Annotated in this window: 18 protein-coding genes; 6 read left to right on the top strand and 12 right to left on the bottom strand. The window is 61.4% G+C overall.

What is annotated here, in order from left to right; translation table 11 throughout:
- The first annotated feature begins 42 nt into the window (after positions 1 to 42).
- The 4 genes from DevBK_RS19460 (at position 43) to motA (ending at position 5,043) form a co-directional block, all read left to right on the top strand.
- Entirely contained in the window at positions 43 to 1,380 is a 1,338-nt protein-coding gene (locus DevBK_RS19460; protein WP_317186672.1) for an Nramp family divalent metal transporter, read from the top strand.
- Positions 1,381 to 1,893: 513 nt separating this feature from the next.
- Entirely contained in the window at positions 1,894 to 3,588 is a 1,695-nt protein-coding gene (locus DevBK_RS19455; RefSeq protein ID WP_317186671.1) for a penicillin-binding protein 2, read from the top strand.
- Between the two features lie 43 nt (positions 3,589 to 3,631).
- The gene (locus DevBK_RS19450) at positions 3,632 to 3,982 is read left to right on the top strand and encodes a hypothetical protein (protein ID WP_317186670.1); all 351 of its coding nucleotides are present in this window, start codon (positions 3,632 to 3,634) and stop codon (positions 3,980 to 3,982) included.
- A gap of 197 nt (positions 3,983 to 4,179) precedes the next feature.
- Entirely contained in the window at positions 4,180 to 5,043 is an 864-nt protein-coding gene (motA, locus tag DevBK_RS19445; RefSeq protein ID WP_317186669.1) for a flagellar motor stator protein MotA, read from the top strand.
- A 48-nt stretch (positions 5,044 to 5,091) separates the two neighbouring features.
- Here motA and DevBK_RS19440 read toward each other — a convergent pair whose 3' ends face one another.
- Genes DevBK_RS19440 through DevBK_RS19410 form a run of 7 tightly spaced genes read right to left on the bottom strand, consistent with a single transcriptional unit; the run spans position 5,092 to position 10,322 of the window.
- Positions 5,092 to 5,229, bottom strand: coding sequence for a hypothetical protein (locus DevBK_RS19440; RefSeq protein ID WP_317186668.1), 138 nt, complete (start codon positions 5,227 to 5,229; stop codon positions 5,092 to 5,094).
- A 39-nt stretch (positions 5,230 to 5,268) separates the two neighbouring features.
- Entirely contained in the window at positions 5,269 to 5,628 is a 360-nt protein-coding gene (locus tag DevBK_RS19435) for an ArsR/SmtB family transcription factor (protein ID WP_410494109.1), read from the bottom strand.
- Complete coding sequence (locus tag DevBK_RS19430; protein ID WP_317186667.1) at positions 5,625 to 6,686, bottom strand: acyltransferase; 1,062 nt, start codon at positions 6,684 to 6,686, stop codon at positions 5,625 to 5,627. The genes DevBK_RS19435 and DevBK_RS19430 overlap by 4 nt, the downstream gene beginning before the upstream one ends.
- A complete protein-coding gene (locus DevBK_RS19425; protein ID WP_317186717.1) occupies positions 6,683 to 7,189 on the bottom strand; it encodes a DsbE family thiol:disulfide interchange protein in 507 nt (168 codons plus the stop codon). Before DevBK_RS19425 ends, DevBK_RS19430 begins: the two co-directional genes overlap by 4 nt.
- Before the next feature lie 59 nt (positions 7,190 to 7,248).
- Positions 7,249 to 7,476 carry a hypothetical protein gene (locus DevBK_RS19420; protein WP_317186666.1) on the bottom strand — a complete coding sequence of 76 codons (228 nt, stop codon included), beginning with the start codon at positions 7,474 to 7,476 and terminating at the stop codon, positions 7,249 to 7,251.
- A 36-nt stretch (positions 7,477 to 7,512) separates the two neighbouring features.
- Positions 7,513 to 7,995 (bottom strand): signal peptidase II, encoded by a 483-nt coding sequence (lspA, locus tag DevBK_RS19415; RefSeq protein WP_317186665.1) that lies wholly within the window; start codon positions 7,993 to 7,995, stop codon positions 7,513 to 7,515.
- On the bottom strand, positions 7,992 to 10,322 hold the full coding sequence (locus tag DevBK_RS19410; protein ID WP_317186664.1) for a heavy metal translocating P-type ATPase: 2,331 nt from the start codon (positions 10,320 to 10,322) through the stop codon (positions 7,992 to 7,994). The genes lspA and DevBK_RS19410 overlap by 4 nt, the downstream gene beginning before the upstream one ends.
- 67 nt (positions 10,323 to 10,389) lie before the next feature.
- On the opposite strand from DevBK_RS19410, the gene DevBK_RS19405 reads away from it, so the two are divergent.
- Positions 10,390 to 10,821, top strand: a complete 432-nt coding sequence (locus DevBK_RS19405) for a helix-turn-helix domain-containing protein (RefSeq protein WP_317186663.1) — start codon at positions 10,390 to 10,392, stop codon at positions 10,819 to 10,821.
- Between the two features lie 39 nt (positions 10,822 to 10,860).
- Positions 10,861 to 11,823, top strand: coding sequence for a toll/interleukin-1 receptor domain-containing protein (locus tag DevBK_RS19400; protein ID WP_317186662.1), 963 nt, complete (start codon positions 10,861 to 10,863; stop codon positions 11,821 to 11,823).
- A gap of 48 nt (positions 11,824 to 11,871) precedes the next feature.
- On the opposite strand, the gene DevBK_RS19395 is transcribed toward DevBK_RS19400, so the two are convergent.
- The 5 genes from DevBK_RS19395 to DevBK_RS19375 all read right to left on the bottom strand — a co-directional run bounded on the left by DevBK_RS19395 (position 11,872) and on the right by DevBK_RS19375 (position 16,407).
- Positions 11,872 to 12,621 (bottom strand): VWA domain-containing protein, encoded by a 750-nt coding sequence (locus tag DevBK_RS19395; RefSeq protein ID WP_317186661.1) that lies wholly within the window; start codon positions 12,619 to 12,621, stop codon positions 11,872 to 11,874.
- Between the two features lie 13 nt (positions 12,622 to 12,634).
- A complete protein-coding gene (locus DevBK_RS19390; protein WP_317186660.1) occupies positions 12,635 to 13,612 on the bottom strand; it encodes a hypothetical protein in 978 nt (325 codons plus the stop codon).
- An 11-nt stretch (positions 13,613 to 13,623) separates the two neighbouring features.
- A complete protein-coding gene (locus tag DevBK_RS19385; protein WP_317186659.1) occupies positions 13,624 to 14,277 on the bottom strand; it encodes a TerD family protein in 654 nt (217 codons plus the stop codon).
- 42 nt (positions 14,278 to 14,319) lie between these two features.
- Positions 14,320 to 15,495, bottom strand: a complete 1,176-nt coding sequence (locus DevBK_RS19380) for a hypothetical protein (protein ID WP_317186658.1) — start codon at positions 15,493 to 15,495, stop codon at positions 14,320 to 14,322.
- Positions 15,496 to 15,612: 117 nt separating this feature from the next.
- The gene (locus DevBK_RS19375; RefSeq protein WP_317186657.1) at positions 15,613 to 16,407 is read right to left on the bottom strand and encodes a murein L,D-transpeptidase family protein; all 795 of its coding nucleotides are present in this window, start codon (positions 16,405 to 16,407) and stop codon (positions 15,613 to 15,615) included.
- Positions 16,408 to 16,443: the final 36 nt, after the last annotated feature.

Raw genomic sequence — 16,443 nt, 5'->3', positions numbered from 1 at the left:
CCATGCCTTATTGCAAATGATTTGCAAAAGCATGGATCGGCAATGGAAGCGCGCGTACCGAAGGTCTTCACAGGTTGGAGCCGAAGCGGCGGGGAGGCGTCGTTATCTGACGTACACAGATCCGTTCCTGTGAAAGGTCAGTCCTCGGTCTGGCGCCGTGCCGCTGCGTTCGTCGGCCCCGGCTATCTGGTGGCGGTGGGCTACATGGATCCCGGCAACTGGGCGACGTCGCTGGCTGGCGGCTCCAAGTTCGGTTATGCCCTGCTCGTGGTGGCGCTAGTCTCGAACATTTTCGCAATCGTCCTGCAGTCGCTCTGCGCAAGACTGGCGATAGCCTCCGGACGTGACCTGGCCCAAGCATGCCGTGATGCATTCCCCAAACCGGTGGCCTACGTGCTGTGGGGATTGGCGGAGATCGCCATCATCGCTACCGACATCGCCGAGGTCATCGGCACCGCCATCGGCCTCAACCTGATCTTCGGCATCCCGCTCGAGATCGGCGTGCTTATCACGGCGCTCGACGTCTTCCTCATCCTCTACCTGCAGAAACTCGGGTTCCGCTGGGTCGAAGCGCTGGTCATCGCTCTCCTCGCGGTGATCGCAGCCTGCTTCGTCGTGCAGATCGCCCTGGCCGACCCCAACTGGGGCGACGTCATCAGGGGTTTCGCACCGACGAGCGAAATCGTCACCAACCCGGAGATGCTCTATCTGGCGCTCGGCATCCTCGGCGCCACCGTGATGCCGCACAACCTCTACCTGCACTCCGGCATCGTGCAGACCCGCGATTACGGCGACAGCTTGCCGGAGAAGCGCGAGGCACTGAAGTTCGCCACCATCGACTCCACGGTGGCACTGATGTTCGCGCTGTGCATCAACGCTTCGATCCTGATCCTTGCCGCCGCTACCTTCAACGTGGCCGGCCAGACCGAGGTCGCCGAACTTGGCGAGGTGCACAGCCTATTGGCACCAATGCTGGGCCTGGCGATCGCGCCGACGCTGTTCGGCATCGCTCTGCTTTGCTGTGGCATCAACTCCACGGTAACCGCGACATTGGCTGGCCAGATCGTTATGGAGGGCTTCCTCGATATAAAGCTGGCGCCATGGCTGCGACGACTGATCACCCGGGGCATAGCTATCGTACCTGCTGCCGGCGTAACAATCTGGTTCGGCCAGTCCGGCACCGCTCAGCTATTGATCCTCACCCAGGTCGTGCTGAGCCTGCAGTTGTCGTTCGCGGTGTTCCCGCTAGTGATGTTCACCGCCGACAAGACCAAGATGGGTGATCTGGTGGCGCCGAAATGGCTGATCGCCCTGGCGGTCCTGATCGCAGTGGTGATCGCCGCGCTGAACGTCAAGCTGCTAATGGACTTCGTCTTCTGAGACGTTGCTGTGGAAGCCTTACGAATTAACCACATCCTGTATCGAGCGGGCACATCGGCCCGCCGGTAAGGTTCGGTTAACCGCCGCAGATTGAAATGGCGGCCATGAATGCGATCCGCCAAAAGTTGAGGTCATTGCTTCCAGCACTTTTTGTGTTGGTCCTCGTCTTCGCCTTGCATCCTGGCGCTTCCCACCCTTTAGCGATCGAGACGGCTGGATATCCCTCTATTTACGCGACGGTGCAGCACCAAGTCAGTCCCGCCGGAATGCCGGGAACCGGTCATTGTGCCACTGATTACGCATTGAGGCTTCATGCTAGCGACGGGCTCTCCTGCGATAGTGATGCGGGCAATGCCGCGTGGCCCCTGCTCGATCAAGCTTTGCAGTCCCGGGCGTTGACCTATCCGCCGAAGCGGCCACCCATCAAGACCTGATCACGCAAACGGCGCAACCTCGCGCCTCGTTTCCTGACGGGCCTTGGACTGGTGCCCCGCGTCATCACGGAATTGCGTCATGGATACCACCGATCAGACGATCGTCCTCGAAGGGACGAACAGCATACGTGCGGCCACCACGCGTCGGCGCATTACAATAATGGCCATAGTCGTGGCGATAGGTTTTGCGGTTGTGATGGGACGGCTTGTCCAACTCGGATCGACGAAGACCGAGACTGTCATCGAGGGACGGACCATCAGCGAAATCGAGGCGTCGCGTCCGCCTATCCTTGATCGAAACGGCCTGCCTATGGCCGTCGATGTCCGTGTCCCTTCCCTTTACGCCGAACCTCGGCGCATTATCGATGTCGAGGAGGCCGTCGTTGCGGTCCGATCGGTCCTGCCAGAACTTGACGAGGCCTGGCTGCGAGATCGCCTAACCGGCGATCAGGGTTTCGTGTGGGTAAAGCGTGAGCTTACACCGGCCATACGCGAGCGGATCATGCGGCTTGGCATTCCGGGTCTCGATTTCCTGACCGAAAGTCGCCGCTTCTACCCAGGCGGGACCGACGCCGCCCATATCCTGGGCACGGTCAATATCGACAGCGAAGGCATCGCAGGTATCGAACGCGGCATAGACGACGGTGGCGTCGCTGCTCTCCAGGCAGTCGGACTTGCGCGAAACCAAATCCTCGAACCGATCGAGCTCACGATCGACATGCGGGTGCAGCATGCCATGCGAACGGAGCTGGTCGACGCCATCGAGCGCTACAAATCGATCGCCGCCGGCGGTGTGATGCTGAACGCTCGGACCGGTGAAGTGCTGGCCATGGTTTCCTTGCCCGACTTCAACCCCAATGTTCCGTCCACCGCCCTCGAGGAGGGGCGCTTCAATCGGATCACCGCTGGAAACTTCGAACTTGGATCGGTCGTCAAGACTGTGTCCTTCGCCGCTGCGCTCGACAGCGGTGCCGTGACATTGGACGACACCTTCGATGCCCGTTTCCCGGTCAGGTTCGGTCGTTTCGCGATCAACGACTTCCGCGGAGAGGGAAGGATCCTAACCGTGCCCGAGATTTTCCGTTACTCATCCAATGTCGGCACGATCCAGATGATGCAGCAGCTGGGAAAGGACAACTACCACGGGTTCTTCAGCCGGATCGGCTTCGACCAGAGCATAGTCACGGAATTGCCGGAGCGGACACCGCCACGTGTGGCGACCAGTTTCTCGGAGGTGGCTGCAGCCACCGCATCGTTCGGTCATGGGTTCAGCGTCTCGCCATTGCACATGGCCCGGGCGTTGGCTGCATTCGTGAACGGCGGCAACCTGATCTCCCCGACCTTCTATCCCCGGGACGAGGAGACCGCGTTGGCCGGGTCGACGCGGGTCATCTCCGAGGCGACGAGCGCACAGATGCGTCAGCTCCTGCGGTTCAATGCGGTGGTCGGGTCCGGCTCTCGTATGAACCGCCTGGCACTCGGCTATCGTGTCGGCGGCAAGACCGGCACGGCGGAGAAGGTGATCGACGGGCGATACGGCACCGGCAAGAACCTGAACGTCTTCGTGACGGCCTTCCCGATGGAGGACCCGCAATACGTCATGTTGATCCTGCTGGACGAGGCATCGCCGGAGACGCCGCAGTCAGGGAACACCGCCGGTTGGAACGCCGGGGAGGTCTCGGGACGCATCATCTCGAAAGTCGGGCCCATGCTCGGCATCGTTCCGGAAGACAGCAGGAGCTTCGACGACAGGATAATCGCCGGCCTGCAGTAGGTAGGCTAACAGAAGGTGACCGGTGAGACACGGATTCTTAACCATGTCCGAGGAGTGTGTGGGCATGCGCGACAACCGTCCACATCGCAACCCGATAGGCCTGATCGTCACCGTCCTGGCAATGGTGCTGGTGCTGCTCGCGCCCGGTCATGCCACGGCGGCTGCTCCCTTCAGCGGAAAGCCCTCGGTAGTTCACTCCTATTCGACAGAGACCTCCGTGGTCTCGTCACACGCTACCCACAAGGGCAACACGCATGACCATTCGCATGATGTGCTTGCTTATGCGCCGCCGCCACCCCCATCGGTCTCGCCGACAGTAGAGCATACCTGTCTACGCTTGCCCGAAACTCCCACCGACGTGGAACGCCTTCCCGAGCACAAGCCCAAGGCCTGACGCGGAAGCTGCGCCAAGCTGGCGCCAACCCGTCTTGTTTTAGCCTCGCGTCACCGGATGCCAGGCTCCAAGGGCAATTCCCAAATGGATACCGACTCCATCGTCCGCTCATGGACGACGAGCGCGCGCTCGACCTCGCGCACATACGACCGCGCCGCTATTGATCATCTTGTCTCCGAGTTCGCAGGGAGGCGACCATGCGCTTGATCGTCGGCAGCATAATCGTGCTGCTCTGCGTCTTCGGCGGCTACATGGCCCTCGGAGGCCACATCGCCGTACTCTGGCAGCCTTTCGAATTCGTCATCATCCTGGGCGCCGCGATCGGCGCCTTCGTCATCGGCAACCCAGGCCATGTCCTCAAGGGCACGATGGGTAGCTTCGGTGCCCTGTTAAAAGGACCGAAGTTCAGCAAGACGGACTATGCGGACATGTTGGGCATGCAGTACGCCATGTTCAAACTGATCCAGTCGAAGGGGATTCTCGCACTCGAGCAGCACATCGAGAACCCCGCGGAGTCTCGACTTTTCAACGCATTCCCTTCGTTCGCGAAGAACCACCACGCGGTCGAATTCGTCTGCGACTACATGCGTATGGTCACCTTGGGATCGAACAACGTCCATGAGATGGAAGCGCTGATGGACGAGGAACTCGAAACCCATCATGAAGAGCAGGAGGAAATGGTAGGGGCGATCCAGTCCCTGGCTGATGGCACTCCCGCGCTGGGCATCGTCGCGGCGGTTTTGGGTGTCATCAAGACAATGGGCTCCATCAGCGAACCGCCTGAAGTCCTGGGCCACATGATCGGCGGCGCTCTGGTCGGCACTTTCTTCGGCGTTTTCGTGGCTTACGGCTTCTTCGCCCCGATGGCCCAATCGCTTCGCAGCACCTTCAACTCCGAGTCCAAGTACTACGCGTCACTCAAGGCGGGCCTGCTTGCTCACATTTCGGGACAACCGCCGGTGATGGCCGTCGAGTTCGCTCGCAAGGCATTGATGAGCAACGTCCGACCGACCTTCATCGAAGTCGACGAACTTACCCAGAACCTGCCGGCCACGGCCTGAACTCGATGGGACCGGTCACCTGGACCGGTCCTCTCACCACCCTAAATGCTATGAAGGGGTCTGATCCTTGGTGTGGACGGCAGAGGGATGTTCGGGCTCGACGAGCCGAGCGTAGACGATGACCCCTACAGCCACCAGCACGGTCACGGCGACGGCGAACGCGATGACCCGATGACGCCTAGTCATGACGCCAGAGGGCCAAATCGTACAAAGGATCGCACCCGGCTACGTCGCATGATTCGCTTCCCCGTCTGGCGCCTCTGCAGCAACGCCCACTTCCATTGTGTGGGCCAGCATCTGCAGCAGCACGGTCCTGATGTGGTCGTCCGAAACCCCATAGGCAACGCGTTTGGCACTACGCTTTCCGACCACAAGCCGGGCCGAACGGAGCAGTCTCAGGTGCTTGCTGACCAGTGACGGCGACAGCCCCAATTCCGTAGCAATGTCACCAACGGATTTCGGTTCATTTAGGCACCCCAGCACGATGCGCAGCCTGGTCGGATCGCCCAACAACTTGAAAATGGTGGTCAAGGCGACGCAATGCTCGACGTGCGCCTTAGCGAGGAGCTGGTCCGCGATATTCAAGCCTTGGCCGCCGAAGTTCTGCCTTGCGATCTAGCCGAAAGCGGGGCGAGCCAGCGACCGAGGGGTACTTCGAGCGACCTGTGGAGGAGCAGCCCCACACCCGAGGCGCAGGCGATGGTCGAGATCGCGACCGCCATATACACAACGCCATTTCCGGACGGCAGGACCGCGTAGGCTAGCCAGGACAACGCTCCCACGACATAGATGTGGGACAGGTAGGTGGAATAGGATGCATCGCCCGATCGCTCCAGCAGCGAGATCTTCGGAAGCACAGCTTCAAGCTGCACACCCAGAAAGACGGCGGCACTGGCGAATAACAGGCACCCGAGGAACGCGGTCCAGTCTTCGACCTCGGTTGCTGGCCACGCCAGTCCGAGAACCAATCCCGAAAAACCCAGCACGCCGATCGCAATCAACAGGCCCGTCGACGCGCGGAACGTCGCGTGCAGCGCCAAGAGACCCAACCCCATCCCCGCGCAGAAGGCCAAGGGCATAAAACTGGTGTAGAATATCGCCAGGTCCGATGACGGCTTGGCTACGCCCCCGAACACGGCAAGCCCGACGAACAGCACCGTCAGCGTCACCACCCGGGCGGTCGCCCCCAGAAACCAGAGCAGCGCGAAGCAAAGGTAGAAGTACACTTCGTAGTTCAGCGTCCAGCCCAGCTTGTAGATGGGGTGGATGCCGCCGCTGGTCTCGTTGAAGAACGGGATGAAGAGCAGCGACCGCCACAGCTGGGAGAAATCGAAGGTCATCGTCTTGAACAGCGACGGGGCCCAGAGGGCAAGGCCTGCGGTGAACAGCGTGACCGCCCAGTACAGCGGGATGACGCGTACCGCTCGACGGCGGATGAAGAGTCTGCCGTCGAACCGGTCGTCTCCGGTGACGGTCACCATGATGAACCCCGAGATGACGAAGAACAGGATCACCCCGAGCCATCCCCAGCGTCCGTACAGCATCGGCTTATCCGCAATGGGATACAGGAAGGCGTGCGAAGCCACGACCAAAGTCGCTGCCACGCCCCTGAGATATTGGACCGACCGATACCGGCCAGTCATTCCGCGTCCTCCGCTTGCTGGATTGACACGATCAGGTCATCCAGCGACTTCCTGTCCAGCGGGCCGACACGCCGGGTGAGAACGACCCCGTCCCGGTTGACCAGGAAGGTTTCCGGCACGCCATAGACTCCCCATTCTATCGAGGCGCGTCCGTTGGTGTCGGCGCCGATGGCGTCAAAGGGATTACCCAACTCGTCGAGGAATGCACCGGCGTTCTCTTCTTCGTCCTTGAGATTCAGTCCGAACAGCCGAACCCCGGTCCTCTCTTTCAGTTCGACGAGCAAGGGATGCTCGTCCCTGCACGGGATGCACCAACTCGCGAAAACGTTGACCACGCTGACCTGTCCGATCAGGTCGACACGGCTGAGGCCCGGGACCCCCGAACGAACAAGCGGCGGCAGCGAGAATTCAGGCGCCGGCTTACTGACCAAAACCGATGGGAGGTCGGTCGACGGGTTTCTCAGGGTGAAGGCGAAAACTCCGACGAGACCGAGCAGGGCCACCAATGGCAATCCTGCGAGCAGCAGCCGACGCGTAGGCTTGGGCGGTGCACTTTCCGGGCTCAAGGGGTGGTTGCCGCGGGCGTGGGTTGCTGGACAGGCACAGAGGAATCCGCCCCCGGCGTGCTCGTTGCCGAAGCATCGGGGGCTGGATCTGGCAGCAGCGTTGGTTCAGGCGTGGTGACCCTGAGGAAGATCGGGATGAGCAGGAACCATGCCAGAAGGAAGAGCATGAAGGCCCACAGCGCATAGTGGAATATCCGCATGGCGAGCGGTGCTTTATAGGCCATCGACGGAATCCGTTGTCCGAGTGCGAGATTTGGTCATTACGTGTGTTTCTCTCGGACAGGATCGGTTTTCCGAAGATCGAGCAGTGCGCCGCCGAACAGGATCGCCACCCCCAGGGTGATCCAGATGTCCGCGAGGTTGTTGGTGAAGAGCGGTGCGTTCACGCTCCCGAACGACAGGAAGTCGGTTACCGCCCCGTTGATCAGGCGATCGATCAGGTTGGAGGCCGCTCCCGCCATGATGCACCCGATCGCGAGATATTCCCGCTCCATGCGGGAGCGGTAGAACCAGACGGCAAAAGCCACAGTCATGACGGCGGTTACCAACGTCACCGGCCATGGCGAACCGGCGAACAAGCCAAACGAGACCCCCGGGTTGGACAGGAGACGCAAGGAAAGGCCCGGCATGAGCGGCGCCGTTTCTGTCAGGCCACTCAGATTCTGGATGGCCCAAAACTTCGCGCCCAGATCGACCGCTACAAGGATGGGAACGACATAGAGACCGACCGTGAATTTCCTCACGCCTTGCTCCCCAATCCCTTCCAGCCAAGCAGGCGCATGGCGTTGGCAGTGACCAGAACGGTTGCCCCCGTGTCGGCAAGAATAGCTGGCCACAGGCCGGTAACCCCGATGACGGTTGTGACCAGGAAGAAGGCCTTCAAGCCAAGCGAGATCGTGATGTTCTGCGTGATGTTCGACATAGTGGCCCGCGACAGCAGGATCATGTTGGCGACGTCGATGACCCGTCCGTGCAGCACGGCGGCATCGGCGGTCTCGAGGGCTACGTCCGTGCCGCCGCCCATCGCGATGCCGATGTCGGCTGCTGCGAGCGCGGGAGCATCGTTGATGCCGTCGCCCACCTTGGCGACGATCTTGCCGCTGGCCTTGAGTTCGCCGACGATGCGCTGCTTGTCCTCAGGCAGAAGTTCGGCCCGGGGCTCGATGCCCAGCGCCTTTCCGATGGCGGCGGCGGTTCGCTTGTTGTCGCCGGTCAGCATGACGATATCGGCGCCGAGATCTTTCAAGGCTTTCAGGCCTTCGACCGCGTCCGGACGCGGCTCGTCGCGCATGGCGATCAAACCGGCCACTACGCCATTTGCCAACAGAACGGAAACCGTCTTGCCCTCGTCGTTCAGTGTAACGATACGGGCATCCAGTTCGGCACCTAAAGAGATTTTCTCGGCAGCGGCCTTGGGCGATCCGAGGAAGAGCTCGACGCCATTGACGGTGCCGACGACACCCTTGCCACCGACCGCGCCTGCCTTGGTGGACTGCGCAGGCTCGATGCCATCGGCCTTGGCCTTCGCCAGAATTGCGCTGGCCAACGGATGACTGGAGCCCACTTCGAGCGCAGCGGCCAATTCGAGGACTTCGCGCTCGGTTTTCGCTCCGGCCACGATGTCGGTGACCTGTGGTTTGCCCGCGGTGAGCGTGCCGGTCTTGTCGAGGGCGACCATGTTGATCTTGCCCAAAGACTCGAGCACGGCGCCGCCCTTCATCAGCAGTCCGCGGCGCGCGCCAGCAGATAGTGCTGCCGCGATGGCGGCGGGTGTGGAGATGACCAGGGCGCACGGGCATCCGATAAGCAGGATGGCGAGACCCTTATAGATCCACTCGTCCCATGAAGCGCCGGTCAACAGCGGCGGCAAGATGGCGATCAACGCCGCGACCACCATCACGCCGGGAGTGTAGTAGCGCGAGAAGCGGTCGATGAAGCGCTCGGTCGGCGCCTTGGATTCCTGGGCCTCCTCGACCAGTGCGATGATGCGGGAGATGGTGTTGTCGGCAGCAGCAGCGGTCACCCGGATGCGCAGGGCACCTTCCTGGTTGATGGTGCCGGCGAATACAGGGTCATCGACCTGCTTGCGCTTAGGCACCGATTCACCTGTTACCGGCGCTTCGTCGATCGCGCTCTCGCCCGAGACGATGATGCCATCGGCAGGCACCCGATCGCCCGGACGCACCAGGATGATATCCTCGAGCGCGAGTGAATCGGCTGGCACTTCCTCGGTCTTGCCGCCGACTTCTTTGAAAGCTGTCTTCGGCACTAGGGTAGCAAGCGCCTTGATGCTGGCACGGGCCCGACCGGTAGCCACGCCTTCCAGCAGTTCGCCGACGAGGAACAGCAGCACGACGATTGCGGCTTCCTCGGCAGCGTTGATGAACACCGCGCCTACAGCAGCGACGGTCATCAGGGTCTCGATGGAGAACGGGGTGCCGTTGATGGCGCCGACGAAGGCACGCCGCGCGATCGGGACGAGACCGACCACCATTGCAGCGATGAAGACCCACTGTTCGGTCTGCGGGAAAATCCGGCCCGCCACGAAGGCGACCGCAACGGCGATCGCTGCAATGATCGTCAACCGGGCCTTGGCGGTTTTCCACCAAGGGCCCTCCTCGAAGGAATGGTCATGGCCGTGCAAGCCCTCGAGCGCAGCCTCTTTGCTGTCTTCGTCAGTTGCAGGAGCCCTGGTCGATCCGTGCAATTGTTCATGGACACCAGGGTCTCGTCTCGAATGATCGTGCCCTTCATGGGAGCCGTGATCGTGACCCACATGATCATCGCCATCGTCTTCGTCGTGAGCTTCTACGATGGGCTTGGATGCCGTTGATGATGTTGGCTTGGGTGGTAGCGCCGTCGCCTTGTAGCCGAGCTTGGACACCTTTCCTGCCACTGCGGCGAGGTCGGTTGCGGTGGAGTGCTTTACCGTCATCGTGCCGGAAACGACCGAGACCGAGACGTCCTCGACGCCATCGATCCTGCGCACCGCGGTATCGACCTTGGTGGCACAGCTTGCACAGTCCATGCCCTCTACACGGAAGCGTGTCGTATCATTTCCTGCGCTCATTGCACCGACTCCTTGAATTCCTTGCACTCGGCGTACATCCTCTAGCCACTCTAGGAGCAAGCATTAAATGAGTAACGGAATCGCGATCGGCAAAGTGTCCGAAGCCACCGGCGTCAAGGTGCCGACCATCAGGTACTATGAACAGATCGGGCTGTTGCCGGCGCCACCGAGGACCGAAGGGAACCGGAGGACCTATGACCTGAAGGACACCGAACGGCTGACCTTCATTCGCCATTCCCGAGAACTGGGTTTCGATATCGGCGAAATCCGGACCCTGCTGTCGCTGCAGGACCGTCCCGATCAGTCTTGCCAGGACGCCGACGCCATCGCGAAGACGCATCTGGTCGAGGTCAAGGAGAAGATCGCCAGCCTGACCGCGCTGCAGCACGAACTCGAGCGCATGGTCGTCGGGTGCAGCCATGGCCGCGTCGAGACATGCCGTGTCATCGAGATTTTGGCCGACCACGGCAAGTGCGCGCACCATATGCACGAAGCCTGATCGTCTGCACTATCAGGTCACGCCGACTCGGAGCCTACGATGACCAAAGTGTTCTTCTCCTATTCCCACGTGGACGAGGCCCTGCGAGATCAGCTTGAGATCCAGCTGAAGATGCTCAAACGCCAAGGGATCATCGAAACCTGGCATGACCGCCGCATCGTCGCCGGTCAAAAACTGGACGGTGCGATCAACGAAGAACTCATGAGTGCCGACATCGTGCTGCTGCTCGTCAGCCCCGATTTTCTGGCCTCCGAATACTGCTACGATCGCGAAATGACGGCTGCGATGCAACGGCACGACCAGGGAGAGGCCGTTGTCATCCCCGTCATCCTCCGCCCGTGCGACTGGTTTCCGGCTCCGTTCGGCAAGCTGAGGGCTACTCCTAGCGATGCCAAGCCGGTCACCCAATGGCCCGACCGCGATGTGGCCATGCTGGACGTGGTCAAGGACATCAGGAAGGCCGCCGAGCGTTTCAGCAAGGTCGAGTCAGCTTCGCCCCGACCAACGGACGGGTTTACGGCTTCGGTATCTGTCTCGGCGATTGCCCCTCGTTCCAGCAATCTCGGCCTGGCCAAAAGCTTCACGGACCGCGACAAGGACAAGTTCAGGGTTGAGGCCTTCGATTATTTCGCCAAATATTTCGAGAATTCCCTGACCGAACTCGCCAAGCGGAACGAGGGCGTCGACGGCGATTTTCGGCGTATAGATACCAACCGGTTTATCGCAGCGGTCTATCGTGGAGGAAAAGCCGTTTCCCGCTGTACTATCTTCATGGGTGGCGGGTTTTCTTCTACCGGCATCAACTATGCGGACGGAGAGACATCGTCGTCCAACTCGATGAACGAAAGCCTGACCGTGCATTCGGACGATCAATCGATGTTTCTACGCAGCATGGGCATGCAGACGTACGGTCGTGACAGGGACGAGCACCTGACCATGGAAGGGGCCGCAGAGGCCTACTGGAGCCTTTTCATCCAGCGCCTACAGAGCGAGCGATATTAGGATCAGGTAGGAGAAAACGGTGGCGATATCTCGCCACCGCCGAATATGTCAGGAACGCAGCCAGTCCAGCAATTCCGGCCCGAGCAACTGGGCGTTGATCTCGTCGTCGGAAAGGTCGACGAAACCGTCTAGGTCTCGGACGATGACGACGCCGGTGTTCTTGAACCGCGACGCGATGGTCCGAAGGAACTTGAAGTCCACGTCGTGTTCGCAGGCGCCCATGAACAGGAAATAGACCTGATCGCCGCGGCGCTCTGACGCCTCAAGTATGGATATGGTGCGGGCGTGATCGGCAGGGTCGTTTTCGCCATCGGTCACAAAGATCACGATGGATCGCTTCTTGCTCGACTGATCAGGGGTCGGCTCGAAGCCGAAGAACCGACTGACGATGCTGCCGAAGGTCTCGTCGCGCTCCAGCCAGCCGAAGTGCTGAAGGTTGCGTTCGAGTACATGGCTGTACTCGGTGCCGCCCTTCCAGCCAGGCACCCGGTCGATGACCTTGCGAAGGATGTAGTCATCGGCATCGTCGGGCGTCACCGTTCCGACGTGATGCGCCGAAGCGCGGCCATTAGCGAATGTGAAGACGTCCATCTTGCCATCGGGGTCGAGCACCATGCCGTAGGGGACGAGGCGGGCAATGAGCTTGCTTGTCGTGCCTTCCTCATGTTCGTGCTCGAACGAGCCCGACACGTCGATGTCGAAGATCAGTTCGGCCTTGATGTCGGGGGCAACGCCGGCCTTGTCGAGGGACAGGCGCAGCTTGTCGGCGGATTTCCGCAGGTCGAGTTGGAGGGTCATGGCAGTTGCTTCCTCATGATTTCAGCTGTTGCAGGATGTGGCGCAGACGATGGTCGAGTTCGCTGGCCTCGGTGGGAGTAGGACGGCGCTGGTTCCGCAACATGGTCGTCATGGCCGACAGGCTGGAAAGCCATCCCGGGACGGTGACGAGGGCGATCTCCTGAACCGCTGCTATCAAGGAGAGCGGCTGGGCGGCCTGGGCGCCGCGCAGTGCCGCCGTCTCGCGGATTTGGGCCAAGGTATGAGTAAGGCCGATGCCGCGGTCGGTATAGATGCGTGCCAACTCGGGAATCCTCGGCGACGGGCGCCCAGCCAAGTAATCCGCGGCGATAGACATCGCCTCGATCTCGACGGCCAACCGTTCGGTTTCCGCGATCTGGCGCTCGATGGCATCCTTGACAGACAGCAGCGGCTCCATCGTGCTGGCCATGAGGGCCACCAACTGGTCCAGTTCGAAACGTGCGCCGTCGAGTTCGTCCGGCGTATCGATCCGTTGGTTCAAGCGCTTGAGATATTGACCGACGCCCGGGGTCGTCTCGGCGATGGCCTTCAGGTCGATGGCCGCAAGGATCGACGACATCCGGTTCACGTATCCCGCGGCCTTGACCATGACGGGATCGTGCGAGAGTTCCAGCATGCGAGATACCGATCGACCGTATTCCTCCTGGAGCGCATGTCCCCACAGGATGGCCGAGCGTTCGGTCGCGGCATCGGCCACGACTTCCTGCAGGATGGCAACCGCACGGCGCAGCACGTCTTTGCCGGCCAAAGGGGCGATCCTGGCCAGATCGGAGACCGTTACTTCGAGCCTTCTGCGCTGTACGCCGGGAATGGCGGTCGGCTTCATAGGACCCGACGATTTCGGCGCATGCTCGATCGGCACGGGCACCGCATTGCGCGTGGCTCGGCGATCGCCAGCCGGCTTGATCACCGTTGGTCTTAGAGTTGAAGCGATGGTCGCGCCGGGCATGTCTCCCGGCTTCTTGTCCATCTTGCTGCCGATCAGGAGAAGTGGGTCAGCACGTCGTTGAAGTCGCCGTTGAAGCCGTTCCCGACCGCGGCGTATTCCCAGCCGTTCTCGCCGAGCAGCAGGCTGCCGAGCTGGACCACGTTGAACTCCTTGAATTCCTCGGAGAGGCGGTAGGCGCCCAGCTCCTTGCCGGCATCGTCGAGCAGGGTGATGGTGCACACGTCGATATCGCCGAACGCGGCTTCCTCCTCTTCCTCGTCGCCGCCGTCATGCCCGTCGCCGTGCTCGGCTTCGTGCACCGTGACGAGGATGGGAATCTCGTTGACGCCGAGCGGCAGTTTCGACCCGTCGATGAGGATGGTCTCGGTATTGTTCTGGACGCGCTTGTCGCCGCTGTGGGAAAGGCCGCCGCTCGGCGTCCTGAACGAGCCGTCAGGTTCCGCTGTCAATGCACCGCCGCGCGGATTCATCAACTTGGTGTTGTAGGTCGACAGGACGCTCGCCAGCTCGGTCACCTTGGCGCCGTTGCCGTCGTTGCGTGCCTCGAGGGCATGCACGTCGACGTCGTCCTTGTGGTCGGCATCGCACTGCCATTCGACCCGGACGGTGAATTGCGCGCCCTTGTTGAGGGAGAGACGTAGTTTGGGGGACGCGGTGCCGGGCTTCTCGAGCGATAGGGTCAGCATGTCGATCTCTTCGTGCGTGTGAATGTACCGTTGCGGCGGGCGCTAGCTGGACGCCAGTACAGCGAGGTCCTGCCGTGCCGAAGCAAGCTTCTGCCGGGCCTGGTCGAACTTTTCCTCGGTGCTCTTGCGGGCCGTCGCGACGAGGCCATGGATTTCCTTGGTCGTGGCGATGATCTGTTCGATCTGCTGCGCCTGCGCCAGGCGATTGTCGCCGGGTGCCGTGGCAGCGGTGACCGCGACGTCCTTGAGGGCGCGACCACGAATTTCGGTCAATTGCCGATCGAGCTTCTCCTGCCGACCGGCCATCTGCTGCACGCTCTTGACCGCGAACGCGCCATGGATGGAGAGCAGCGTCATCTTGATGGAAGCGAAACGCGACGCCACTGTGGTCGCGGTCTCCTGCAGCGTAGCAATGCCGGCCTGCTCGATCTGCTGGATTACCATCTGGTCGGCAGGAAGGCGTGTGTAGGTGCCTTCCAACGCCAAGGCACGGCTTTCGAGCAGGCGCAGCTTGTCGCGGAGCTCGCTCAGCCGGCCCTGTTCGACGACATCGGCGGGATTGGACTTGGCCTCCGTGGCCGCCACCTCTGTCTTGGCATTCTCCAGGAGGGCTCGGGAAACCGCAGCGGCAACAGTGAAGTCGCCGAAATGCTCGGCATAGCTCTTCTTGAGGACGTCGAGCTGCTGCAGTTCGGAGAACAGGCGCTGCATCTCGGCTGACAACTCGGTCTCGAGCTTGCCCAATTCATCGGCCAGTGTCCGGGTTCGACCGGCCACCATGTCGCCGATCTCCTCCATCAGCTCGGACGCCATGTCCTGGACGTCCTTGCCGCGAAGCTTGCCGAACAGCGAACCGAGCAGGCCAGGCTTCTCGCCGTTCTCTATGCGATCGAGGATTTCGGGAAGCTTGGCATCGTCCACGCCCTTTTCCAGGCGGTCGAACAGCGCGAAAACTCTGGTCGCCGACTTCTTGTCCAATCGGGCGAGGAAACCGTCGAGGGTACGCTGCAGCGCCTGTTCGGCTTCAAGACCGATCTGGATCACTTCGCCCGAAGGCATGCTTTCGAAGTCGATGGTTTGGAGGGCCTCACGAGCCTTGGGCTCCTGGTCGGGCCGCAGCACGACGGCGCCGGTATTCATCTGCACCGTGGGCAGTGGCGGAGCCGCCGCTTCGGTGATCGTGCTTCGGCCCGTAGATCCTATGACGGTAGGCTTCATCGACAATGTCCTCAGCACGTTCGGCTTGCGCAATGCTAGCCGCAATCATGTGGTGCTGGGTAGTCAGATCCTGCGTGTGGCAAAAGGAAGGCCGCCTTGCAACAAAGGCGTCGGCGGCTAAAGATCGGAGATGGCCACCGCCGCAGTGGTCAGGACGGGACATGCGCCGTTCGCGTCGAGCGGCGCCCCGCCGGCGGCCTGACGATTGAACACATAGCGCTTTTCGCACACGTCCACGGATGGCGGCAGCTTGGTGGCGTCGAAGATGTCAGTGCCTTCCTTGAGATTGCGCCAGAACGGCACGTGCGGGCTCGCTGCGTTTGCAGTCAGGTTGGCCTCGGTCATGCGGAACGGCAGCAGCTGCAGCTGGAACGATCGATTGCCGCCCTTGAAGGTCTCGCGCGCCATCGCGTAGATTTCCTTAATGCCGTCGTCCGTCATGGCGTAGCAGCCCACCGACTTGCAGTCGCCGTGCACCATCAGATAGGTGCCGTTTCGGCCCCAGGCCTGGTCGAACTTGTTCGGGAAGCCGACGTTGAACGACAGGAAATAGTTCGACTTCGGGTTCATCAGGCCGGGCGTGACGTCATAGAAGCCTTCCGGCGACTGGTAGTCGCCTTCCTTGACCTTGGGGCCCAGTGCGCCCGACCATTTGCAGATCGGGTAGGTCTTCAGCAGGGCGTACTGACCGGTATTGGTGCGCTTCCACACTTCCAGTTCGGAGGACTGCTTGTAGACGCGGATCACCATTGGCTCGCCCGGGGAAGACCCGATGGCGGCCATGCGGTCTACCAGCGCCTTGGGCACTGGCACGTTGTGGCGATTGTCGCCGACGAACTGGCTGCACCCGGACAAGACGAGCACGGCAACCATGGCAGCGAGCAGTCGAACAAAGGCTGGGAACATGGACATGCAGAGGACCTATCTATTGCGATGCACCCTAAGGGC

The sequence above is a fragment of the Devosia sp. BK genome, assembly GCF_032907385.1.
Taxonomy (GTDB): domain Bacteria; phylum Pseudomonadota; class Alphaproteobacteria; order Rhizobiales; family Devosiaceae; genus Devosia.
Note: the sequence above shows the minus strand (reverse complement) of the source record. Positions and strands in the feature narration are given on the sequence as shown.